Raw genomic sequence first — 23,891 nt, forward strand, 5'->3', positions numbered from 1 at the left:
ATTAGCCTTTCTTTTGGGCGTGATGGCCGATGAATAAACTATTCGCGATGATGTGTTGGCCCGCGTAAGTAGATAACGTGATAAACCAACCCGACGAACACGCTGCCACCAACTAAGTTACCTAGAATCACAGGTAACAGATTACCAAGAAACCCCAAAGTGCTGACCGAATCAGCGACTTCAACGGTACCTGAGCTTTGCAGCATCATCGCCAGTGGAATAAAGTACATATTGGCAATACTGTGTTCAAAGCCTGCCGCCACAAAAGCGGAGATAGGAAAAACGATCGCGGCCACTTTATCTACCACACTGCGTCCCGCAAGCGCCATCCATACCGCCATACACACCAGTACATTACACAACACACCACGAAAGAAAGCCGTCCAGAACGGCATCTCACATTTCGCTGCGGCTATCTTGGCGTAGGTTAGCGCAATCGCCCCCTGATTCATCTCTGGGTGCCCAGAAAGAAAGACCAAGAGCGCCACCCCAACCGCGCCGACAAAGTTCGCCAAACAGACGACCAACCAGTTTCGCAAAAGTTCAGCGGTGGTGATTTTTCTGTCGGCCCATGCCATAGCCAATAAGTTATTGCCAGTAAATAATTCTGCGCCCGCAACAATCACCAGAATCAATCCCAAGGAGAATGTGAACCCTCCCAACACTTGCTGCGTGGCAAAACCCAATGAGGCATCCGACTTAACGATGGTGAAATACAATCCCCCAAGACCAATAAAGGCACCCGCCAAAATCCCGAGCATCACCATCGACAACAATGGTAAGCGAGCTTTCGTCACACCAATCGAATCGACTTTCTCGGCAATTTGCTTGGGTGAAAACGCATCAAAACCATAAATGTCAGCCATGCGAACCTCCAGTTTCGCCCACGCCATACCCATAACCTAGTTCATATCGTATAATTATCAATCAATAAAGATGTTCTCCAGCGTGCAAAAAGCAGGAGGCTTTCGCATGGAAGAAATCACTAACGGCTGGCACCACAAGTCAACCGAAGATACCTTTTCTGAGCTCTCTACCCAGCCACAAGGGCTGAGTTCACGCGAAGCTGGACTACGTCTTGCTAAATTCGGTGCCAATAAACTACCAACCTCTCAACGTCGTTCCGTAATCAAGCGTTTGCTTGCCCAGTTTCACAATGTGCTCATTCATGTACTGCTGATCGTCATCCTGATCACGGTACTTATTGGTCATTGGATCGATGCCGGCGTGATTGCTGGCGTTGTCTTTATCAATGCCATCATTGGTTTTGTACAAGAAGGTCGAGCCGAAAGCGCACTAAATGCGATTCAAGCAATGCTCGCGCCAACAGCATTAGTATTACGAGGCGGTCATCAACAAACTATCAAAGCCGAACAATTAGTGATAGGTGATGTGGTTATCCTACAATCAGGGGATCGCGTACCCGCCGATCTTCGTTTGTTTCGTACCAAAGGCTTCCAGATTGCCGAAGCGGTATTAACGGGCGAATCCGTGACGATTGAAAAGGCCACGACTCCCGTCAGCGCTGACAGTGAACTGGCAGAGCGGCGCTGCATGGCGTATTCAGGGACCATCGTTACCCACGGTCAAGGGTCAGGAGTGGTTGTGGCCACAGGGATAAATACTGAGCTAGGAAAAATAAGCGCATTGGTTTCTCAGGTTGAACCTGCTACGACACCATTACTAAAACAAATCGCTCAATTTAGTCGATGGCTGACCGCATTCATCTTGATCATTGCCATCGCCACTTTTGCCTTTGGTTTACTGGTTCGCGGTTACCCAATCACTGATATGCTGCTAGCGGCCATCAGCTTGGCCGTTGCTGCGATTCCAGAAGGTTTACCTGCCATTATGACCATCACGCTCGCGATAGGGGTCGAGCGAATGGCCAAGCGGAACACCATCATTCGCAAGCTTCCCGCAGTAGAGACACTAGGGGCAGTAACGGTTATATGCACCGATAAAACTGGGACTCTGACGCGAAATGAAATGACCGTGCGAAATATCATCACCAGTGATCATCAATTTGAGCTCAGCGGTACCGGCTACGATCCTCATGGCGTGGTGAGTATTAATCAGCAAGCGACCTACCCCGAACAACAACCTCTACTTAACCAGACCATTCGTGCCGCAGTATTGTGTAACGATGCGACACTCATTCAGCATGGACAACAGTGGCAAGTTCAAGGCGATCCAATGGAAGGAGCACTGCTTATTGCTGGAATCAAAACCGGGGTTGATGCTGAGATTGAAAACAAGCTTTGTCCAAGAACCGACCTGATTCCATTTGAATCAGAGCACCGTTTCATGGCCACACTACACCACAGCCACGAAGGAGAGGCTTTTATTTTTCTTAAAGGCGCACCAGAGCGGGTTCTGGACATGTGTAACCAGCAACTAATCTATGACAATAGTAATAATGATAGTAATGACCGTACCGTAACGGCCGCCATAGACCGCGCTTATTGGCAGCAACAAATCAATACAATGGCTCAACGAGGTATGCGGGTTTTAGCGCTTGCCTATCGACCTACCGAACTCAACCATCTCGAACTGACGTTTGATGATGTCAAAGACAATCTCATCATGCTAGGGCTCTTTGGCCTTATCGACCCACCGAGAAAGGAAGCCATTCAAGCGGTGAGTGAGTGCAACAATGCCGGAATCCGTGTAAAAATCATGACCGGCGACCATGTGCTGACTGCACAAGCGATCGGCCAACAGATTGGGCTTATCAATAGCCAAGATACCCTCACTGGCCAGCAAATCGATTCGTTTACTGATGACGAACTATTCGCCCTTGCTGCACAAGTCGATATCTATGCTCGAGTTAGCCCCGAGCACAAAATGCGACTGGTCAACACGCTACAAAAACATAACCAAATCGTGGCGATGACCGGAGATGGCGTCAATGACGCCCCCGCATTAAAGCGATCAGATATCGGCACCGCAATGGGAGTCAATGGCACCGACTCAGCCAAAGAAGCCGCAGAAATGGTACTGACTGATGATAATTTTGCGTCCATTACGGCAGCAATTGAAGAAGGACGAGCGGTATATGACAATCTAAAGAAAGCCATTTTATTTATTCTGCCAACCAATGGCGGTGAAGCACTGATCATCTTGGCAGCTGTGATGTTTGGTTTTCAAGAACTCCCCCTCACACCGATTCAAATTCTCTGGGTCAATATGGTCACCGCCGTCACGCTTGCGTTATCGCTAGCTTTCGAGCCCAAAGAACCCAAGCTGATGCAACGTCCACCACGACCACCCGGATCCCCACTTTTAACCTCCCACCTTATTTGGCGAGTTATCTTTGTTTCTCTCATTCTTATGTTAGGAACACTAGGGATGTTTGTTTGGGAAATGGGTCAACAAGACAACATTGCCAGAGCAAGGACGATTGCTGTCAACACGTTGGTAATGTTCGAGGTATTTTACCTATTCAACGCACGATTTATCCTCAGTTCCGTTTTCTGCCGCCAAGGTTTATTGGGCAATGTTTACGTACTCGTCGCGATAGGCTTTCTCACGGTTTTTCAGGCATGTTTCACCTATTTGCCAACGATGCAGAGACTATTTGGTACCAGTGGACTCGAATTAGAGGTATGGCTACGAATATGCCTCGTCGCATCTTCGGTACTGTTCTTAGTCGAATTGGAGAAGTATTATTTGAGAAATAGGCATTAATGTGAGAATTGACAATATACCTAAAAATGCATTACCTCCATCTCAATCACCGAAGCAGCAAAAAGCTCTATAGCACTTCTCATCGTCAATGCCTCTTTACGACTAACTCTATACCCAAGTGACTTCAAGATGCAGGATTCAGAGCGTTGTCACTTGGGTATAAGAGTTTTATAACTTATGTAATAAGCTATAAAACCTGAAAACCGACCTAAATTTATTTCTTAAATTCAAGCCAATCAAATAACAACCAAACCGTAATTGCATGATTTATTAAAATTGAGAATTTAAAAAATCTTAAATATAAGATATAAGTTATTCTTAATAATAAGAATAGGTGACGTACGTCGAGTTTATCTCTGAAAATCAAAAACCACCAATAGCAAACCTATTGAATTGTAATATTTAGCCATTAGACTACAAATCAAAATTCGCAATAAAACTTTAGTTTATACCAATTGTTAAAATTATAATTAAACAACAATGCGAAGTTATATAAAACTAAAAATCTCAGCAGCAGATATTAAGAGATAGAAACGATGGCAGTTTGGGGGCCGAAAACTCAAGGGCGGTAGCGTAAAAAATATGCACCACTTGTCATGGACATATTATCTCGAGCTAGGAATACATGGAAAGTACTCTAAAATTACATAGCAACTATGGCGCATTGCATGTTCTCTACAGAACCATTGACTCCATAATCATATTCTCAACCCTCTATTTTATTTCAATGATTTACACAAACTCATTCGAACAGCAAAGCTTACTTTCTGTTAGCTACTCCATATTAATCTATTTGTTAATAGGCGAAAGAAACGAACTGTATCGTTCATGGCGCGTTTACAGATTCAAAGATGAAGCGCTCAGTATATGTCGCGCTTGGTTATTCACTTTTATCGTGCTTGTATTACTCGCATTTTTTACAAAATCAAGTGCGAATTATTCGAGAGTTGTCGCAACTTCATGGTTAATATTGACTCCAATACTATTAGTTATTTGGCGATATGTTGCAAAGCAAATATTAAAAACGTTACGTGATCATGGATACAGCCGAAAAGAAGCCATCATAGTTGGTGTAACCGAAAACGGAATTAAACTTGCAAACCAGCTTAAAAACCACCCTGAACTCGGTATTAATGTCATTGGCTTTTATGATGATCGAAAAAAAGAACGATTAAATGTAAATAATCTTCCAGCTCCTTTTAAAGGTAACGTACCTTCTGCCTTAAAACTTACTAAGAAAGGGGCGATTCAACACATTTATATTTCAATGCCAATGAAAGCGAATGAACGCATCAAGCAATATTTGAATGCCTTTACAGATACAACAGCAAATACTTATCTCATCCCAGATTTTTTTGTTTATAACCTAATGCAGTCACGCTTGAGCGCGATTGGCAATATACCCACGATCAGCATTCATGATACGCCTTTTTATGGAACCAATGGCTGGTTAAAAAGAGCCCAGGATATCGTCGTCTCAACTTGTATTCTTTTACTCATCAGCCCGGTATTAATTGGCGTAGCCATTGGCGTGAAGCTCTCGTCCCCTGGCCCGGTCATTTTTAAGCAATATCGATATGGGCTTGATGGCCGCCAAATCAAAGTCTGGAAGTTTCGCTCCATGAGCGCGATGGATAACGGCGCAATCGTCAAACAAGCGACAAAGAACGATCCAAGAATCACGCCTTTTGGCGCATTCATACGCAAAACCTCACTTGATGAACTTCCACAATTTTTCAATGTGCTGCAAGGTCGTATGTCCATTGTCGGGCCTCGTCCCCACGCCGTCGCTCACAATGAAGAATACCGAACTATCGTCGAACGCTACATGCTACGCCACAAGGTTAAACCCGGAATCACAGGGCTTGCTCAAGTAAAAGGCTACCGAGGTGAGACCGATACGCTAGACAAAATGCAAAAACGCGTTGAGTTTGATCTTAAATACATTCAGTCATGGTCAACATGGTTGGACATCAAAATTATTTTTATGACCATTTTCAAAGGCTTTACCGGTAAAACTGCCTACTGAAAGGAACAGTAATGAACACTTTTAAGAAAACGCTTATTGCCACAGCAGTATTGGGCACCAGCAGCTGGGTAATGGCAGCAGAAAGTAAAGGCTACATCACTGAATCAGGCATTAAAGTTACCCCACTTTTCGAAGCCAAATTTGAGAACAATGACAACGTTGGGCGCTATTCTTCATCGGAGCAACCAGAAACATCAAACGCATTAATCGTAACGCCTGGTGTTGTTCTGGAGTCAGATAGAAACGGAAACCAGTATCAAGCCGCGTACCAACTCTCCTCGGGCCATTATTTTGATAGCGACGACGATGACTACTTAGATCACACTTTCACCACCAACAACTTTGTGCAAATCAGTCGACGCAGTGGTTTAGGGCTTAACTACACATATCTCCAATCTCACGAAGATCGCGGTACCGGCCTTTTAGCGGGTGATGAGTTATCGACCATTGCAAAGGAGCCGGTTAAATACGCCCTTCATAACGTGAATGCCACGCATGTTTATGGCGCTGAAAAGGCCAAAGGTCGTATCGAGTCTAACCTGCGATACGAGCACAAAACCTATAAAAATTACAGGGACCTAACCGCACCAGGGTATGCAGCACTAAGTACGAAGTATAAAGATTTCGACGAAATCGCCGGCGGCGTAGCATTTTATTACGATGTGCTACCAGCAACCGATTTGATCATTGAGGTAGACCTAGCGGATCGTCGTTACAAGCTTGCTTCTCCTTCGACTGGTGAATCACAAGATAACTTAAATACTTACTATTTGGTTGGCAGCGAATGGGATATCACCGGAAAAACATCCGGTAAACTACGGTTAGGTTTACAAAACAAACAATATGAAAGTAGCGCAAGAACGGACTTTAACGGGTTTAGCTGGGATTTAGACCTGACTTGGCAACCATTGGATTACTCGACCGTTGATGTATCGACCGCACAACGCGCAGAGGATCCACAACAAGGCACCAATTACATCAAAGAAACCAGTTTTGATACGGCATGGCAGCATTACTGGCTGACAAACTTTTACAGTAACGTCAGCTTTAGTTTTATCAAGGATGATTACTCAGAAAGTAGCCGTAAAGACGAATTATTAGAATCATCATTCGCCTTTGTTTATCAGTTAAGAGACTACGCTGAAATTACCACAGGTTTGCGCAACGAGAATAATGACTCCTCTATCGCAACGAATAGTTATAAGCAAAACGTCTGGTATATCGCTACCAATTTAATTTTTTAACCCTATCAATACCCGGATATGACATGGCGCGAATTTCTACATTTACGACTTTACTGATGTTACTGTTCACAGTTTCATTTCATTCCTTCGCTTTTAATAGCGACTACACCATTGGTGCTGGCGATAAAATCCAAATTTCCGTCTATGGAGAACAGGACCTTTCTATTGATGAACTCTATATCGACAACAGTGGCAAATTTGACTACCCATACCTTGGTCAATTAAGCGCGCTAAATAAAACGACCGAACAATTGAAAGACGAAATCATTATCGGACTAAAAGGCGATTTCCTTATCTCGCCAAAAGTTCGTGTCAGTATTATTGGTTTCAGAAGCATCTACGTAAATGGCGAGGTAAAAAAACCTGGCGGTTATGAGTACCAACCTGGGCTGACAGTAGACAAGGCCATTGCACTCGCCGGAGGCTTTACTGACAGAGCCTCTCGAAGCAAAGTTTACATCGCACAAGCGGGTAAAGACGAACTTAAAGATAAAGTTAAGCTATCTGCAACCGTGTCTCCTGGTGACATCATTGTTATCGAGCAGAGCTTTTTTTAATACCGAACTCTTCAAATAAACAACGGATTGAACGATGTTGGCTACCCCTAAAAACGATTCCTCACAACAAGAGCAACTGCTTGATTTGGGATACTATTTCCATCTAATTAAAAAGCGTTGGTTTTCCATTTCTCTTTTTACTCTATTGTGTACTGCAATTGCGGTATTGGTTGCACTTTCTATTACCCCAACCTACCGTGCGACGGCCACTCTTTTAATTGAAGCCTCCCCCCAGAAAGCCATTTCCATCGAAGAAGTGGTAGGCATCGACACGCGCGCTAAAGAGTATTACCTAACTCAGTTTGAGATACTGAAATCAAACCAAGTTGCCCAACGCGTGATTGACAAATTGCAATTAAACCAAGTGGCAGAGTTTAATCCAAACCTTATCGTTAAAAAGGCAGGCTTTCTCGACGCGATAAAATCGGAGTTACAATCACACCCTCTATTGGATCCCTATTTTGCGAAAGACAGTGACGACAACCAAGACTCAATCGTCAAACAAGAGGCCCTTAAACGTAGCGTTCTAAAAGCATTTAAATCCCGTTTGACGATTTCACCGATCCGTAAAACACAACTGGTTAATATTTCCTTCGAGTCACAAGACCCAAAACTCGCGGCAGAGATTGCTAATGCCGTTGGACTTGCGTTTATTGAAAACAATTTAGATTCCAAGCTACTTGCAACCGAGCAAGCAACGGGTTGGATCAACCAAAGGCTTAACGAGCTAAAAGATAAACTGGACACCTCCGAGCAGGCATTACTTCAATTTTTACAGCAACAAGAGTTGATTGATAACAGTGGTATTGCAGCACTAACTAGCACAGAATTGACCAATCTCACCAACCGAATAGCAAAAGCGACGGATGAGCGTATTGAAGCCCAAGCGCTATACAACGCACTAAAAAACAACAAAGCAGATCTAGCCTCTCTTGGCGCTAACTCGATGATCTCCAACCATCCTCAAATTCGTGACATTCGCTTGGCCGAATCCAAAGCAGAAAAAGAAGTCAGCGAGCTTTCTAAGCGCTACGGACCTAAACACGACAAAATGATTCAGGCGAATGCACAATTAAGATCGATTCAAAACCGTGCAGACAAACTCGTTCGTAAACTGGTTAATGGCATCGAGAAAGAACTTGCTAGTGCGAAAGAACAAGAGCGTGTGCTGAAAAACGAGTTATTAAGCAAAAAGGACGAGTTCCAAGCCTTAAGCGTTGTAAAAAGTGAATACGACGCGCTAAAACGAGAAGTCGACAGCAATGCAAAATTATATGACTTGTTCTTAACTCGTCAAAAAGAAACCTCTGCAACTAGCGACTTTAGTGCTGCTAATGCCCGTTTTAGTGATTACGCGTTAGTCCCTGAATACCCAAGTAAGCCTAATCGCAAACTTATCGTGGTATTAACTTTGGTTGCAAGTCTTGGTTTTGCCGTAGTACTTGTCATTTGCCTGGATGCATTCAACAACACCATTGCCACTGCACGTGATTTTGAGAGCAAACTTGGCTTGTTACCAACAGGATCCATTCCAATGGTAAAAGACAAGCTGTACAAAAAGACGCCAATAGACGCCCAAGTGTTCAGCAACCGAAAATTTTCCGTCTTTCAAGAATCAGTGGATTCCATTCGTACTTCGTTGTACTTGAGTTTGCCGAATACAGAGAGAAAATTATTGGCCATTTCGTCATCCGTACCAGGAGAAGGCAAGACCACCACCGTAATAACCCTTGCCCAATCTTTTGCACGCCTAGAAAAAGTGCTGGTCATAGACTGTGATTTAAGAAAGCCATCGGTGGGCAATCGTTTCGGATTATCAAAAAGTCAGCCAGGGCTAACCAATATTTTATTAATGAATACGCCGCTGCAAGAGTGCATCACGACGATGGATAATACCAACTTAGATGTCTTAAGCGCGGGCATGCTAGCACCGAACCCTCAAGAACTGTTGAGCAGTAATGCGTTTGAAAAGCTCTTAACCTATTTTGCCAGTAAATACGACCGCATCATTTTGGATACCCCCCCTATCCTACCGGTGAAGGACGCCTTCATTATCGGCAAGTTTACTCAAGGGATTTTATTAGTCGTTAAAGCAAACAGTACGAGCAAATCGGTTTACAAACACACTATGACACTGTTCACAAAGCACCAGATCACCATCGATGGTGTGGTGCTAAACCAAGTGTTGCCGCCGAAAAAAGGGGCGCATACGTATTCAGAGTATTCACAATACGCCTATGGCAATAATCAAGGTTAAGGAAGACCAATGAACAACCCAATTAAAGTACTTTCTGTTTTTGGCACGCGTCCAGAAGCCATAAAAATGGCCCCATTAGTACACGAATTAAATGAAGCAGAAGGTATCGATGCTAAGGTTTGCGTGACGGCTCAACACCGTGAAATGCTAGATCAAGTATTAAGCCTATTCGAAATAAAGCCCGATTATGATTTGAACATCATGAAGCCAGGACAGTCTCTATATGATGTCACTTCCAATATACTCACTGGCTTAAAACCCGTTCTAGAAGAGTTCCAACCCAATGTTGTCCTTGTTCACGGGGATACATCAACGACGCTATCGACCAGTTTAGCGGCTTACTACCAACAAATTGCCGTTGGTCACGTAGAAGCGGGGCTACGAACTGGAAATATCTACTCTCCGTGGCCGGAAGAAGGCAACCGAAAACTCACTAGTTCAATAGCTGCGCTTCACTTTGCACCAACAAGCACATCAGAGCAAAACTTAATCAAAGAAGGTATTGAAGTAAAACATATTGCCACTACCGGTAATACTGTCATTGATGCGTTGTTTTTAGTTAAAGAAAAGCTAGAGACAGATGAAGACTTAAATGCAACATTGTCGGCTGTCTTTCCTGAGATTGACGCGAACAAAAAACTGATTCTTGTCACTGGGCATCGCCGTGAAAGCTTTGGTGGTGGTTTTGAACGTATATGTGAAGCATTAGTTGAGATAGCGAATAAACACCCTGACACACAAGTGCTTTACCCGGTACACCTCAACCCTAATGTACGTGAGCCAGTGAATCGCATCCTTAAAGGCGTGAATAATGTTCACCTGATTGAGCCTCAAGATTACTTGCCTTTTGTTTACTTAATGAACCGAGCGCACATTATCCTGACCGATTCAGGTGGGATTCAAGAAGAGGCGCCTTCACTAGGTAAACCCGTATTGGTCATGCGTGATACGACAGAACGGCCAGAAGCGGTTGAAGCTAGTACCGTCAAACTCGTCGGGACAGATAAGCAAGCCATAATCGATGCCGTGGAAAACTTGCTCACTAATCAAGCTGACTATGAAAGCATGAGCCGTGCACACAATCCGTATGGAGACGGCAAAGCGTGTAAACGCATCATTGAGAAAATCAAACAGCATTTCTCTTAAGATTACCTTGCTTGTGGGGCATGCATAAATAGCAGGAATGCAATACCGCTAGCCCGTTAAGCAATCACTTCAAATTACTAAATTAACGGTGTCTAACAAGCATCAACATTGTTAAGGAACAACCATGTCGTTTAAAAAAGTATCCGTCATTGGCCTTGGTTACATCGGCCTACCTACTGCAGCCGTCGTCGCCTCTCGTGGTATTGAAGTCGTTGGTGTCGATGTAAACCAGCAAGCGGTTGATACGATCAACCAAGGGAACATTCACATCGTAGAACCGGATCTAGATATTGTCGTTCGTGGTGTAGTCAGCACTGGTAACTTACGAGCGACGACCATTCCTGAACCGGCAGAAGCCTTTATGATTGCCGTCCCTACTCCTTTCAAAGAAGGCAATGCTCCAGACCTCACATACATTGAAGCAGCAGCAAACGCGATTGCGCCAGTATTAGAAAAAGGAAACCTGATCATTCTGGAGTCAACGTCTCCTGTTGGTGCCACCGAAAAGCTCTCTGCATGGTTGAAACAAGCTCGTCCCGATTTGAGCTTCCCGCAAGATGCGGGCGACAGCGCAGATATCAAAGTGGCACATTGCCCGGAACGCGTACTGCCTGGCTATGTATTGCAAGAACTGGTAGCAAATGATCGAGTAATTGGTGGTCTGTCAAAAGCCTGTAGTGAAAGAGCGGTTGAGCTATACAGCACATTTGTTCGTGGTGAATGCATTATCACCAATGCTCGCACAGCAGAAATGGCAAAACTAACAGAAAACTCATTCCGCGATGTCAACATCGCGTTTGCCAATGAGCTATCCGTTATCAGTGACAAGCTAAAAATCAACGTATGGGAACTAATTAAACTGGCGAACCGCCATCCAAGGGTAAATATTCTTAACCCAGGCCCAGGCGTAGGCGGCCACTGCATTGCAGTTGACCCTTGGTTTATTGTAGACAGTTGTCCAGAAGAGGCCAAAATCATTCGCCAAGCACGTTTAACCAATGACGCTAAACCTCATTATGTCATTGATCAAATAGAAAAAGCAGCAGACGAGTTTAAACGTCCTGTCATTGCTTGCTTAGGTTTAGCATTTAAAGCCGATATTGATGACCTACGTGAAAGCCCTGCGCTGCAAATCGTCGAAGAATTGGCTAGAAAAAACATTGGTCAGGTTTTAGCGGTAGAGCCAAACGTTCACTCTTTACCAGAGGCGTTAGTGCATGCAGGCGTAGAGCAAATGACACTCGATGCCGCTTTGGAAAGAGCCAATATCATTGTTGTACTGGTTGATCATAAACAGTTTAAAGCGGCAGACAAAATACAGTTTGCAACTAAAGTCGTGATTGATACGCGCGGTGTTATTTAAGTTATTTTTTTTAGGTGTATTTAAAGTGAAACCCTTAAGTTTAATCAAAGCAGATCTATTTCGACACACAGGAAAAGTAAGCCTAGTGCTAATAATTAAAAATTTGCTAAATAATAATCGTTCCTTTAAGTACACCTTTTGGTTAAGGTTGGCCAACTCAAAGAACCCCATCGTACGATTGATTGCGAAATTCATGCATCGTCATCTTTCGATTAAATATCAAATTCAAATACCTGCCAATACTAAAATCGGACCTGGCTTATATCTAGGTCACTCATCAAGTGTAATGATTAATAGCACTGCTGTTATTGGGCGTAACTGCAATCTAAGCCAGTTTACGACTATCGGTTCCAACCACGGCCAAGCGGCAATTATCGGAGACAATGTCTATATAGGCCCTAATTGTTGCATTGTTGAATCCATCAAACTAGGCAACAACACCACCATTGGAGCCGGAAGTGTGGTCATTCGAGATGTCCCTGATAACTCGACCGCTGTCGGGAATCCTGCAAGGAGCTTCCCATCAAAAAGTGTAGGTTGCTACATCAATAATCGCGTATAGGTCTAATAGTGAAAAAAGTACTTTTGATTGTGCCTCTCTCTACATTAGATTTTGGCTCTAGCACTAAAGGTGGTGTCGACTCAGTCTGTCAAATATTACTAAAAGATATAATTGAGACTGAATATGACGGCTACCATGTTCGTATATTGGCATTTGATCAAACGTCTAAAGTAAGTGGTAATTCGCCGTTAATACTCCTTTCTCCTTATGTCGATATTTTACACGTTCCAATTAGAGAAAAAATAAATGGCATGAAAGTACCTAGCATTATCTCTAATCTAATTCGAATTCGGAGGCAAATAAATGCATTTAAACCTGACATTGTGCACTCCCATTTAGCTCCTTGGTTACTTGGGATACGAGGAATTAAATGTATTGCTACATTGCATAGTTACAAAAATATAGGTCGCAAACCGGTCTCTTTCTTGAATGATCTTGTTTACGCAAAGTTCCTACCTTGGTTATGTGATTTTTATGTTGACCAATACACCTGTGTTGGAGATCTGCTTAAATCAGAATTACAAAAAGACGTAACTACCCAAGCATCCATTATTGGCAACCCATTAAACCCCATTTATTTTACCAATTACCAGCAGCATCAACCTAATGTATCAAGCATCAAATTGGTTACCTGTGCTTTATTAAGTCGAAAAAAACGCATTGATGCCATTATTAAACTCGCATCTCGTCTACATCAACAAGGACTTAGTATTGAGTTAACCATCATTGGCCCAGTGGTAGATAAACAATATGCTGAAGAATTAGAGCGCCTTGTAACACAAGAAAAAGCAGAGCAATACATCACACTTACTGGTAGTAAAAATACGGATGAAATTATCTCGTTATATGAGCAATCGGATATAGGTATCTTTCTCTCTTCAGAGGAAACCTTTGGCCTAGCACCTCTTGAAATGTTAGCCAGTGGCCTGCCTTTAATCTCTAGCTCCGTTGGCATTATTGCAGAACGTACAGATTTCTTTACCTCTATCGGAACCTGCATCATAGACCCAACCCAAGAAGACGAATCACTTTCTCAGGTCCTTTCTTTTATAGACAACCTCCCAAAAGTGGATTGCGATGCCTTAAAAAATGAATTTTCCGTCAATACAGTCAATAAGCAGTATTTCAATATTTATAAGACGTTATTAAATGCTTAAAACCTTACTTCATTATGCTCCGGTACAAATCGCATCAGCACTGAGTGTATTTGTCTTAATTGCTTTACAAACCCGTTATCTAGGCGTTGAGGCCTACGGTGTTTTATCCGTATATTTGGTTCTTGTAGAAATCACGCGAACCGTGTATTCCCAATGGTTAAATACCGCATTAATTCGACATTATCCAGGGGCGGATAAAACGAATAAAACGCTTTACGCTAGTGTTGTTTTCTCAGGTATTGTTGGATTTTTCCTTCCCATCAGTACTCTTTTCACTCTGGCTCTATTTGCTTTTTTTGAAGGGGCATCTTGGCTTAATTTAACATCACTACTTGGGTTACTGGTGATTAAGTCTTTCTTCATTTTTTTCCAAGAAATGGCGAGACTTAATGATCTCGTATCTCAATATCGAAGAGCAACAGCCTTACAATCTATTTTTTCAATGCTATTCACTTGGCTACTGCTTGAAAGATATTCATCTGTAGACAGTGCTACATTAGGCTTAATGCTAAGCTATCTTGTATCACTTCCGTTGGTATGGTTTTTACCCTCTCAAGTCTCATTCAACCAAGCAAAATCCGCCATATCTACCTTGGTTAGCTATGGCTTCCCTCTCATGCTATCAGGCTTAATTGGTGTCGCAGGATCGCGTATTGACCGTTTTTTTATTGCTGAACAGTTAGGATACACCGATGCCGGAATTTACTCTGCTTTATCAAATATGCTACTGGGCTTAATGGCGCTTGTATTCATGGTTGTAGCCCTTCCTCTTTACCCTGATCTTGCACGTAAAGCGGATGATAAGGATCAACTTTTCTGTGCACACCAACGTTATCAAATCATGATGTTAACCATTTGCCTTCCTGCGTTGATTGGGCTGTGTTTTATTGCTGAACCTTTAGTTAGGTTATTCTTGGGAGATGCGTACCTCTCCGCTGGGATACCTCTTTTTTGGATTCTCGCTATCTCTGCTTTTATTTTTAATTTACGAATGCATTACATCGATCACGGCTTACAGTTTGCTTCTCGTACCAATATATTGCCTTTTATATTAGGTGCTTCACTGCTTTCAAATATGGTAATGCTTTTCTTTTTATTACCTATATCAGGAGTTTATGGTGCTGCTTATGCTTCTTTAGCGTGCAACCTAATCGCGCTCATTATGTCTTTCTTTTTTGCAAAAAAATCAGGGCATGAGTATCGATTAAACAACGATACAATAAAAATCACCATCGCCTCTTTATGTATGGCTTTCACTCTGTACTCCATTCAATTCACATTTATCTGGCCAACATCTGATACATTACAAATTCTGGTATCAATCGCCATTGGCATCTTAATTTTTGCACTTTCTGCCTTTACTATGAATCTCATGGACTCAAGAAAAACACTTACCAATAAAATAAGGAAATATCATGCTTAGCCCTTATTTTATTTGCTCAACCTCTATTATCCTAGCCTTCTTTTTAGGTGGATACATGCTCGAAAACATGGGAATTCAATATGTATCAGAAGGTGGCACACCTGTATTAAAAATTCATTTCCATTCTTATGTCACGTTGTTATCTATAGGTTTATTTACCTTAAAAGAAGGAATTAAAGAGCAACTTGCTCGTCTAGACACATTAGCAAACCCTTGGTTATTCTCTGTCATCATGGTGATTTTTGTTATTCTCTATGGTTTATTCCGATATGGGACGTCGGGGATGGCTTATATTATTGACACCTTCTTAACGCCATTATTATTCTTACTGTTATTATCACGATTAAATACGGATGAATGCCAACGATTATTGTCACTAATTGCTGTTCTTCTTTTATTCAATGCAACTCTTGCTGTGCTGGAGTTTGTCGCTAGTTCTCGCCTTGTTGATGTTGAATTTTCATCATTTTCACACTTTCGATCAACAGCACTATTAACTCACCCATTAAACAACGCATTGATTACTGCAGGCCTGACATTACTAGTCTTTAATAAAACTCGCATACCAAACATTATTTACCTTGCAATTATTTTATTGGCTATGTTTGCTTTTGGTGGTCGTGCGGCAATTGGTATCTTATTAATGATATCTGCAATAGCATGCATTCCTTATGTGTTCCGATTTTTCACTCATGGCATTGAAATAAGTAAAGAACGATTTGCTGTCGTGCTATGCCTATTTTATTTTGCAATTATTGCTGTTGGTATCGTACTTATAGAAAGTGGCATCACTGAAAGGATAATGAGTAAACTGCATATTGATGGAAGTGCCTCGGCAAGATTCACTGTATTTTATTTATTAGAACAACTCTCACCTAGCGAGTGGTTTTGGGGAGCGTCAAATAATCTACAAAGTGCTATTGAATTATATTTAGGTATATCTGTAATAGAAAACTTTATCATTGCGTGGATATATAAGTTTGGCGTAATTGGAATGCTCCCTTTACTTTCAATGTTAATGATAATTCTTTTATCTCTTGCTATCAAAGCGCGTGGCTTTGCTTTTTTCTCTGTATTAACGTTTTTAATTATTTCAATCTCAAACAACTCTCTTTCAACAAAAACACCTGCATTACTTTTTATGTTTTCTGCCTTATACCTTTGTTTTAAGTTGCAAGAAAGAAGTAAAAATTAGATGTCACATTTATTTCGTTATATTTAAAGAGGTACTTATGCCGAATGCAATATTTTTCTACCATATAGCTCGAACACTTTACTTAAAGAAAATCCCTTTACTACCAAAAATCATTCAACTATTAATTTTTTTGCTATACAACTCGAAAGTACCTGCAACAGCAGATATTGGAAAAGGCTCATTTTTGGTCGTAAAAGGCATCGGTGTTGTTATTATTGATAATGCAAAAATAGGCAAACGGTGTCGAATTGGCATTGGTTGTAAAATAGTTGGTAAAGGCCCTTACAAAAGAGTACCAAATATAGGTGATGATGTTTTTTTAGGCCCAGGATCGGTAATTGTTGGACCTGTTGAAATAGGAAACAAGGTCATTATTGCGCCTAACTCAGTTGTTACTAAAAGTGTACCAAGTGGATCCATTGTTGGAGGAATACCTGCAAAAATCATTGGAAGCATTCACGATTTAGAGTATGACATTTTAAAGAATGAAAGTTACCTTGATGATATAGCGCCATATATGACTACAAATAAGGACTAAAATGTTTACTAATAGGATATATCAAAAATCATCTGTCCCTATCCAAAATGGCTTATTATCTTGTAGAGCATTAATCAGAAAGATATTAAGAGAGGGGAAAAAGCAATCTACGCTGTTAAGTGACATTAAAAAAAATGAGTTTGATGCTTCAGTAATGAAGACATTTTCTGAAAATCAATTAATTCATACATTGAAACAAACCGTAAAACACGTCCCATTTTACAAAGGCATCATACCGTCATTAACACATAAACTCGCTGACTTTCCAATCATAAGTAAAGTAGATCTTAGAGAAAAAGGGGATGACTTCTTAGCTGACAATCATCATGGGGTCGTCATCTCTGGAGCCACAAGTGGGACTACCGGAACCCCATTGGTGATTAAACAAAATATGACTTCCGTGGTTCGTGAACAAGCCTTTGTTGCTCGGCATCTTGAGTGGGCAGGCTTTAAATCTGGCGATAAACGGGCCTGGATCCGTGGTGATATGATTGTACCTCTAAGCCAAAAAGAGGGGCCTTTTTGGCGCTATTCTTGGTTTGAAAATATGATAATGCTCTCTTCTTTTCATATGTCACCAAATAACTTGCAAAGTTACATTGATGCCATAGTGGATTATGGCGTAGAGGTAATACAGGCCTACCCATCCTCGATCGTGACCCTTGCAAAACATCTAGACATTCATGACCAATATTATCCAGGTAATTTAAAATCTATCGTAACCTCTTCTGAGTCACTCAGCAAAGAAGACAAGCAACTTATTGAAAAACGTTTTGGTTGTGTTGTTTTTGATTGGTATGGGTTATTTGAGCGCGTGGCTGCCATAGGCAGTTGTGAACATGGACGCTATCATATTTTAACTGATTATTCTCACGTCGAGCTTGAGGACATCGGAGATGGGCGGCATGAAATCATAGGCACCAATTTTAATAATGATCTCCAACCTCTCATACGCTATAGAACCGGCGACCATGTGTATTTATCAGATGAAACCTCTTGCCCATGTGGACGAGTTTTTCCAATTATAGATCGCATTGATGGCCGCATTGGAGACTACTTAATCGGTGAAGATGGACAAAAAGTTCATATCTTAAATCATATTCCAAAAGGCGTTAAAGGACTCATTGCAACACAATTTAAGCAAGCTCATCCAAACCAAATCGAAGTTCAAGCTGTCGTCAACGCCCAAGTTTTTGATAAACAGCAAGAAAGAATACTTATAGACAATACAAAAGCGCGTCTAGGTAGATCTATGGACGTATTTATCACTATTGTCGACAAAATTCAAAAAACAAAAAATGGTAAAACTCGCCAGGCTATTTGTACAATCAAGGATATGTAATGGGGAAAAAGATCAATATAACAGTCGCGACAGGCATGCAAGAGATGGGAGGCATTGCGACTGTTCTTAATGTTCTCAGCCGCGGTTTTAATGACAACTGGAATATGCGTCATATAACCACACATACAAACCATACATATTGGTTCGGATTAAATAAGATTTTTCTATTTTTATTTTCCTTTATTAAAATTTCTTACTATCTAACCTTTTTTAACGTTGGCATTATCCACGTTCACATGGCTTCACGAGGAAGTTATAAGCGTAAGTCTGTAATTATACGCCTAGCAAAATTGTTTCGAGCTAAAACTATTCTTCATCTTCATGGTGCTGAATTCCAAGAGTTTTACAATAACGAATGTTCTTTTAAAAAACAGGCTCATATTCGCAAGACTTTCGATCTCGCCGATGCTGTCATTGTATTGTCTACGCAATGGCATTCGTGGATGAAAACGATCGTTAGCGACCCAAGTAAAGTCCATGTTGTCTATAACGCGGTTGAAACTTTAGATCTCAACCGAGATGATGTAGAAAAAGGCCGAATACTATTTTTAGGTCGGCTCGGTGAAAGAAAAGGTGTCAAAGACCTCATTGACGCCTTTGCTATTGTGGTGAAAAATTATCCTAATGCCCGCTTAACCCTTGGTGGAGATGGTGCTATAGACACTTTCAAACAACAGGTTGAAAGGCTTGGAATTTCACACAATGTCGATTTCTTAGGATGGGTTGCTGGTGAGCAAAAAAATCTATGGTTAAGTAAAGCCGATGTCTATTGTTTGCCAAGTTACAATGAAGGGTTCCCTGTGGGAGTGCTTGAAGCAATGTCAGCAAGTATTCCTGTTGTTGCTTCAACCGCTGGCGGCATTCCCGATGCGATTAAAGATGGTGTTGATGGCCTATTAATCGAGGCAGGTGATGTTGAAATGTTAGCGACTCACTTAAAAACTATGATCAGCGACCGCGCCTTAAATACAGCCTATTCTGCCAGAGCAAAAAAGAAATTTACTAATAACTTTAGTAAGCAAGCAGTTTTTCCTGAGTTAGATAAGATTTATACGGAGTTAATGAATAAGTAATGGAATTTTATAATCAGGTCCAGGCTATTTCACAAAGTACGCTCGAATCTGCCAAGCAAAATGAATTCGCCGGTTATGACCCTTTCGATGGTTTGAACAGTACTTTTTTCTCCCTTTTTCCACGTCTTAAAAAAGGCTTCTTTGGTTTAGCTTGGATTCAGTTTAATAAACGCTCAACCGTTAATCTTAGGCCCCTACTTGGCGTGCCTAAAAAGCGGAACCCAAAAGGTGTAGCACTTTTTTTGATGGGTTTACTCGAGGACTATCAACGAACGAACGATGACGTTTACTTAAATCACGCTATTGCGCTAGGTGATTGGTTGCTCACACAAAAGAGTAACAAGGATGAATGGAAACACGCTTGTTGGGGCTATCATTTTGATTGGAAAGCTCGCGCGTTTTTTGTACCAAAAGGCAAGCCCAATGTTATCACCACAATTTATGTCGCACAGGCATTATATGCTTTGAGTGAAATTACTGACGAAAGTAAATATCGGGAACCCGCTCTTGATAGCGCAAATTTTATTGTGAAAATTTTATATACCGAGTTAAATGGCCGTCAATATTTTGCTTATATTCCAGGTGAAGACGCTTTTGTCCATAATGCGAGTTTATGGGGAGCGGCCTGGGTCGCCCGTGTAGCAAGTCTTACACACAATGATAAATATCGTGATTTAGCACTCAACGTAGCCCATCAATCAGTAAAAGACCAGCAGCCTGACGGTTCATGGGTTTATGGTGCTCGTCATCATCATCAATTTATTGATGGCTTTCACACTGGCTACAACTTAGAGGCTTTGCATCTATTAAGTGAGTCACTACAAATTACAGATTTTTCTGAAGCCATTGACAAAGGATTAAGTTACTACAAAGAACATTTATTTGAAGCTGACGGTACCGCTAAATATTACAACACCAACAAGTACCCACTTGATATGCACTGTGTGTCACAGGCGATATTTACCTTAATAAAAGTTGGAAGAACTGATGAGGATCTTGCTTTTACTAAGAAGGTAGTTAAGAAGTCTATCGAAAATTTATATATCCCTAGGAAAAAGAACTTCTCATATCAAAAGCATTGTCATTTTAGCAATAACATTAGCTATATAAGATGGACCCAAGCCTGGGTTTATTATTCATTTTCATTTTTAAACAACTACGGACACTCGCATGAAGAGGATTGATTTTCTTGGCTCACCAATGGATGTAGCAACAATGGATGAGACGGTGTCTCATATTGAAGATAAAGTGGCACAGGGCAACTTTTTGCAACACGTTGTCGTCAACGTGGCCAAAATTGTCAACATGCAAAAAGATCCAACATTGGCTGAATCAGTCAAAGCTTGTGATGTCATCAATATTGATGGTATGGGTGTTGTATTTGGTGCTCGTTTTTTAGGTCATGACATCCCCGAGCGTGTTGCTGGCGTTGATCTATTTCACGAGTTACTAAAAATGAGTGCTAGGCGAAACTTCCCTGTATTTTTGCTAGGTGCGACAGAAGAGGTCGTTAACAAAACAAACGAAACCGTACAAGCACTTTACCCTAATTTGCAGGTTGCAGGCATTAATGATGGTTATTTTTGGGATAACGAAGAAACAGTCGTAAATAAAATTAGGGACTCCGGCGCTAAGCTTTTATTTGTTGCGATTACTTCACCCAAAAAAGAAAACTTTATCAACAAGTGGAAAGACAAATTAGGAGTGGATTTTGTCATGGGTGTAGGTGGCACTTTTGATGTTGTTGCCGGCAAAGTTAATCGAGCACCGAAATGGATGCAAAATGCCGGATTAGAATGGTTGTATCGCGTTATTCAGGAGCCAGGAAGAATGTGGAAGCGTTATTTGGTAACAAATTCAACGTTCGGTTGGTTGCTTTTAAAAAGAAAATTATCTCGAAAATGATTTTTAACTCCCCCAGTCTATTTCCGTTTACATTTTCGCGTTCAATAGGCTAAGTCTGCCACGTTTTTATTTTAAGGATTAAAATGAAAAAACTACTTAGTGTGAGTTTAATGTTGCTCAGTACTCAGGCTACTGCAGTAACAACGCAATACAGTGCATTAGTGTTTGGTGATTTTACCTCCCCTCACTCTGCAAGTATGGGACCTTTGGCCATTGGTAACAATGGAAGCTTAAATGGTTATAGCGTTCTGTATGATAATTCAGAGTTTCCAACTGATGATTACTCATTAATCGTCGGCGGAAATCTCACCTATCAAAGTGGGCGTGTATATCAAGGCAGTGTGGTCGTACAAGGCGATATCTCCCAAGTATCCGAAACTGTCCATTTAGGGCTAGCACAAGGCGCGACGATAAGCAGTTCCTCTGATTTACCGATCAACTTTGATAACTTAAAGCAAAGCAACATAGAATATTCATTGCTATTAAGCCAAGAAGAAAATGTCGGCACGGTAACACAGCAGTGGGGGGGCTTGTACTTAGATGGTGATTGCCACAGTGATATTCAAGTGTTTAACCTTGATGGTTATCAACTAGAGCAAGCGCATACGTTAGCGCTCGCGTGTGTTCCTGAGAATGCGACCGTTATAGTCAATATTAGTGGGGACAAACCTAACTTTAAGCCCTTAAGCAATATTAGCTTGGCTGACTTCACTCCCCATCGCCAACAGACCATCTTTAATCTCTATGAAGCGACATCATTAGTGATTTCAGGTGTTGCTCTTGAAGGTATGGTACTAGCACCCAAAGCGGATATATATGCCCCATCAGGCTCCTCTTATGTTGGCATTATTGCTAATAGTTGGAAAGGCTCCATGTATTTAGATTATCACGCCTTTAACGGTAAGCTTCCGGGAAAAGAACCAGAGCCGATTGACGCTGAATTGAAATGGCACTGGCAAGGTGGCGATTTTATGCCTGAAGCGAATCAGATAATGGCAACCCCACTCGTGGCACAGTTAAATGATGACAATAACGATGGTGTTATCGACCATTCAGATGTTGCTGATGTTATTGTGGTTACTTTCGAGGGGAGCAAATACACCAGGCCCGGTATCGTTCGCGCGCTGAGCGGCATAGATGGTAGGGAATTATGGGATTATAAAAATGGCGCGATTTACTCAGACCCTCGGCATACACCTGCGTTAGGCGATTTAGATAATGATGGCTTAATTGACATCGTCGTTTCAGATCAAGCAACGAATGACATTCGCATTATTTCAAATAAAGGCGAGATCAAAAAAGTTTTCGTAAGAAATGATAAAAAAACCGGGAGTATTAGCATTGCCGATCTCGATGGTGATGGCGTTACTGAAATTCTAACAGCTACGTCTGTCTATAATTACTCCTCTGGTTTGCTTTACACTCTCGATGGATGGAAACCTGACTATTCAGTATTTGACGCCGATGGAGATGGCATTAAGAACTTCCTTGCCGGTGGTACGCTTTATGACGCATCAGGGAATCTAATTTGGTCATACGAAGGTCATGATGTGGCATGGTTTTCTTCAATCGCGAATCTCGACCAAGATCCTCAACCAGAAGTTGTTGTTTCTATTCCCGGTTTATTTGCCACTTCGCATTCATTAGCCGTATTGGAACACGACGGCAGCGTAAAATGGGAAAAACGAAACATTTCGGCCCATGGCGGTGGTGCTCAAGCTGTTGGGGCTTTTCTTCATGCTGGCAAGCCTGGTATTGCCTATTCTGGCTATGAAAAGCTAATGATGCTGAATGCGGGTGGTGAGCTTGTTTGGGATATCACCATTGATGATTTTGGCAGTGGTAAAATTGGGGTATCTGCCTTCGATTTCAACGGAGATGGTCGTGATGAAGTCATTTATCAAGATCATAATAAAGTGGCCATTGTGGATTCTCTAACCGGTAAGACATTATTTGAAACAGCAAACTCTACCGGAACACTTTGGGAGTACCCTGTCGTTGCCGACCTAGAGGGTGATAATAATGCTGAATTAATTTTCGTGTCTAATGATTACTCGTCAAAGTGGAACTCTCATAAAGGTGTTCGCGTCTTTGAATCTGCAGACAAACCATGGAAAAATGCGACCCGTATTTGGAATCAGCATTCTTACCATCAAACTAATATTTCACAAGATGGTAAAGTGCCTGTGGTTGAAAAACCGAGTTGGCTTTTGAATAATTCTTATCGTTCCAGTACGCTTCGATAAGTGATCCTGTTGAGTTTGGTAAATATTAGCGACCAAGCTCAACCAAATTTTGATATGTTTTGCAGTAACAACTGCCAGCATCATAAAAGAATCTAAACTTCGTTTTTTGATGTATTACTGAATCATCCCTTCAAACCTTACCTCTTAAGGTCAAAGAGAAAATT

General features: G+C 41.5%; 18 protein-coding genes. 17 read left to right on the forward strand and 1 reads right to left on the reverse strand.

Annotated elements, in window-relative coordinates:
• Positions 1 to 38: 38 nt before the first annotated feature.
• Positions 39 to 866, reverse strand: coding sequence for a formate/nitrite transporter family protein (locus tag AK965_RS01035; protein ID WP_099077927.1), 828 nt, complete (start codon positions 864 to 866; stop codon positions 39 to 41).
• A gap of 106 nt (positions 867 to 972) precedes the next feature.
• Between AK965_RS01035 and AK965_RS01040 the strand changes: the two genes are divergently transcribed.
• From AK965_RS01040 to AK965_RS01120, 17 genes are all read left to right on the forward strand, one after another.
• Positions 973 to 3,690 (forward strand): cation-transporting P-type ATPase, encoded by a 2,718-nt coding sequence (locus AK965_RS01040; protein ID WP_099077850.1) that lies wholly within the window; start codon positions 973 to 975, stop codon positions 3,688 to 3,690.
• A 625-nt stretch (positions 3,691 to 4,315) separates the two neighbouring features.
• Complete coding sequence (locus AK965_RS01045; protein WP_099077851.1) at positions 4,316 to 5,719, forward strand: undecaprenyl-phosphate glucose phosphotransferase; 1,404 nt, start codon at positions 4,316 to 4,318, stop codon at positions 5,717 to 5,719.
• Positions 5,720 to 5,730: 11 nt separating this feature from the next.
• Complete coding sequence (locus AK965_RS01050; RefSeq protein WP_099077852.1) at positions 5,731 to 6,963, forward strand: outer membrane beta-barrel protein; 1,233 nt, start codon at positions 5,731 to 5,733, stop codon at positions 6,961 to 6,963.
• 23 nt (positions 6,964 to 6,986) lie between these two features.
• Positions 6,987 to 7,520 carry a polysaccharide biosynthesis/export family protein gene (locus AK965_RS01055; protein ID WP_099077853.1) on the forward strand — a complete coding sequence of 178 codons (534 nt, stop codon included), beginning with the start codon at positions 6,987 to 6,989 and terminating at the stop codon, positions 7,518 to 7,520.
• 34 nt (positions 7,521 to 7,554) lie between these two features.
• Entirely contained in the window at positions 7,555 to 9,777 is a 2,223-nt protein-coding gene (locus AK965_RS01060; protein ID WP_099077854.1) for a polysaccharide biosynthesis tyrosine autokinase, read from the forward strand.
• A 9-nt stretch (positions 9,778 to 9,786) separates the two neighbouring features.
• Positions 9,787 to 10,923: a non-hydrolyzing UDP-N-acetylglucosamine 2-epimerase gene (gene wecB, locus AK965_RS01065; protein WP_099077855.1), complete on the forward strand. Its 1,137-nt coding sequence runs from the start codon at positions 9,787 to 9,789 to the stop codon at positions 10,921 to 10,923.
• A 124-nt stretch (positions 10,924 to 11,047) separates the two neighbouring features.
• Positions 11,048 to 12,286, forward strand: a complete 1,239-nt coding sequence (gene wecC, locus AK965_RS01070; protein WP_099077856.1) for a UDP-N-acetyl-D-mannosamine dehydrogenase — start codon at positions 11,048 to 11,050, stop codon at positions 12,284 to 12,286.
• Between the two features lie 25 nt (positions 12,287 to 12,311).
• Positions 12,312 to 12,848: a serine O-acetyltransferase gene (locus tag AK965_RS20875; protein ID WP_099077928.1), complete on the forward strand. Its 537-nt coding sequence runs from the start codon at positions 12,312 to 12,314 to the stop codon at positions 12,846 to 12,848.
• Between the two features lie 8 nt (positions 12,849 to 12,856).
• Positions 12,857 to 14,005 carry a VpsD family glycosyltransferase gene (locus AK965_RS01080; protein ID WP_099077857.1) on the forward strand — a complete coding sequence of 383 codons (1,149 nt, stop codon included), beginning with the start codon at positions 12,857 to 12,859 and terminating at the stop codon, positions 14,003 to 14,005.
• Positions 13,998 to 15,428 (forward strand): oligosaccharide flippase family protein, encoded by a 1,431-nt coding sequence (locus AK965_RS01085; RefSeq protein WP_099077858.1) that lies wholly within the window; start codon positions 13,998 to 14,000, stop codon positions 15,426 to 15,428. Before AK965_RS01080 ends, AK965_RS01085 begins: the two co-directional genes overlap by 8 nt.
• Positions 15,421 to 16,623: a VpsF family polysaccharide biosynthesis protein gene (locus AK965_RS01090; RefSeq protein ID WP_099077859.1), complete on the forward strand. Its 1,203-nt coding sequence runs from the start codon at positions 15,421 to 15,423 to the stop codon at positions 16,621 to 16,623. The genes AK965_RS01085 and AK965_RS01090 overlap by 8 nt, the downstream gene beginning before the upstream one ends.
• A gap of 37 nt (positions 16,624 to 16,660) precedes the next feature.
• Positions 16,661 to 17,161, forward strand: a complete 501-nt coding sequence (locus AK965_RS20825) for a serine O-acetyltransferase (RefSeq protein WP_099077860.1) — start codon at positions 16,661 to 16,663, stop codon at positions 17,159 to 17,161.
• Between the two features lies 1 nt (position 17,162).
• Positions 17,163 to 18,503 carry a phenylacetate--CoA ligase family protein gene (locus AK965_RS01100; RefSeq protein ID WP_099077861.1) on the forward strand — a complete coding sequence of 447 codons (1,341 nt, stop codon included), beginning with the start codon at positions 17,163 to 17,165 and terminating at the stop codon, positions 18,501 to 18,503.
• Positions 18,503 to 19,576, forward strand: coding sequence for a glycosyltransferase family 4 protein (locus tag AK965_RS01105; protein ID WP_099077862.1), 1,074 nt, complete (start codon positions 18,503 to 18,505; stop codon positions 19,574 to 19,576). The genes AK965_RS01100 and AK965_RS01105 overlap by 1 nt, the downstream gene beginning before the upstream one ends.
• Complete coding sequence (locus tag AK965_RS01110; protein WP_099077863.1) at positions 19,576 to 20,760, forward strand: aspartate-semialdehyde dehydrogenase; 1,185 nt, start codon at positions 19,576 to 19,578, stop codon at positions 20,758 to 20,760. Before AK965_RS01105 ends, AK965_RS01110 begins: the two co-directional genes overlap by 1 nt.
• Positions 20,747 to 21,481: a WecB/TagA/CpsF family glycosyltransferase gene (locus tag AK965_RS01115; protein ID WP_099077864.1), complete on the forward strand. Its 735-nt coding sequence runs from the start codon at positions 20,747 to 20,749 to the stop codon at positions 21,479 to 21,481. Before AK965_RS01110 ends, AK965_RS01115 begins: the two co-directional genes overlap by 14 nt.
• Before the next feature lie 83 nt (positions 21,482 to 21,564).
• Positions 21,565 to 23,727, forward strand: coding sequence for a choice-of-anchor A family protein (locus AK965_RS01120; protein WP_099077865.1), 2,163 nt, complete (start codon positions 21,565 to 21,567; stop codon positions 23,725 to 23,727).
• The last annotated feature ends 164 nt before the right edge of the window (positions 23,728 to 23,891 follow it).

The organism is Vibrio sp. PID17_43 (genome assembly GCF_002608565.1).
In the GTDB taxonomy this organism is placed as follows: Bacteria; Pseudomonadota; Gammaproteobacteria; order Enterobacterales; family Vibrionaceae; genus Vibrio.

Excerpts from the sequence above, each read along its gene's own strand:
- AK965_RS01035 (WP_099077927.1), bottom strand. The coding sequence starts at position 866 with ATGGCTGACATTTATGGTTTTGATGCGTTTTCACCCAAGCAAATTGCC.
- AK965_RS01040 (WP_099077850.1), top strand. The coding sequence starts at position 973 with ATGGAAGAAATCACTAACGGCTGGCACCACAAGTCAACCGAAGATACC.
- AK965_RS01045 (WP_099077851.1), top strand. The coding sequence starts at position 4,316 with ATGGAAAGTACTCTAAAATTACATAGCAACTATGGCGCATTGCATGTT.
- AK965_RS01050 (WP_099077852.1), top strand. The coding sequence starts at position 5,731 with ATGAACACTTTTAAGAAAACGCTTATTGCCACAGCAGTATTGGGCACC.
- AK965_RS01055 (WP_099077853.1), top strand. The coding sequence starts at position 6,987 with ATGGCGCGAATTTCTACATTTACGACTTTACTGATGTTACTGTTCACA.
- AK965_RS01060 (WP_099077854.1), top strand. The coding sequence starts at position 7,555 with ATGTTGGCTACCCCTAAAAACGATTCCTCACAACAAGAGCAACTGCTT.
- wecB (WP_099077855.1), top strand. The coding sequence starts at position 9,787 with ATGAACAACCCAATTAAAGTACTTTCTGTTTTTGGCACGCGTCCAGAA.
- wecC (WP_099077856.1), top strand. The coding sequence starts at position 11,048 with ATGTCGTTTAAAAAAGTATCCGTCATTGGCCTTGGTTACATCGGCCTA.
- AK965_RS01085 (WP_099077858.1), top strand. The coding sequence starts at position 13,998 with ATGCTTAAAACCTTACTTCATTATGCTCCGGTACAAATCGCATCAGCA.
- AK965_RS01090 (WP_099077859.1), top strand. The coding sequence starts at position 15,421 with ATGCTTAGCCCTTATTTTATTTGCTCAACCTCTATTATCCTAGCCTTC.
- AK965_RS20825 (WP_099077860.1), top strand. The coding sequence starts at position 16,661 with ATGCCGAATGCAATATTTTTCTACCATATAGCTCGAACACTTTACTTA.
- AK965_RS01100 (WP_099077861.1), top strand. The coding sequence starts at position 17,163 with ATGTTTACTAATAGGATATATCAAAAATCATCTGTCCCTATCCAAAAT.
- AK965_RS01105 (WP_099077862.1), top strand. The coding sequence starts at position 18,503 with ATGGGGAAAAAGATCAATATAACAGTCGCGACAGGCATGCAAGAGATG.
- AK965_RS01110 (WP_099077863.1), top strand. The coding sequence starts at position 19,576 with ATGGAATTTTATAATCAGGTCCAGGCTATTTCACAAAGTACGCTCGAA.
- AK965_RS01115 (WP_099077864.1), top strand. The coding sequence starts at position 20,747 with ATGAAGAGGATTGATTTTCTTGGCTCACCAATGGATGTAGCAACAATG.
- AK965_RS01120 (WP_099077865.1), top strand. The coding sequence starts at position 21,565 with ATGAAAAAACTACTTAGTGTGAGTTTAATGTTGCTCAGTACTCAGGCT.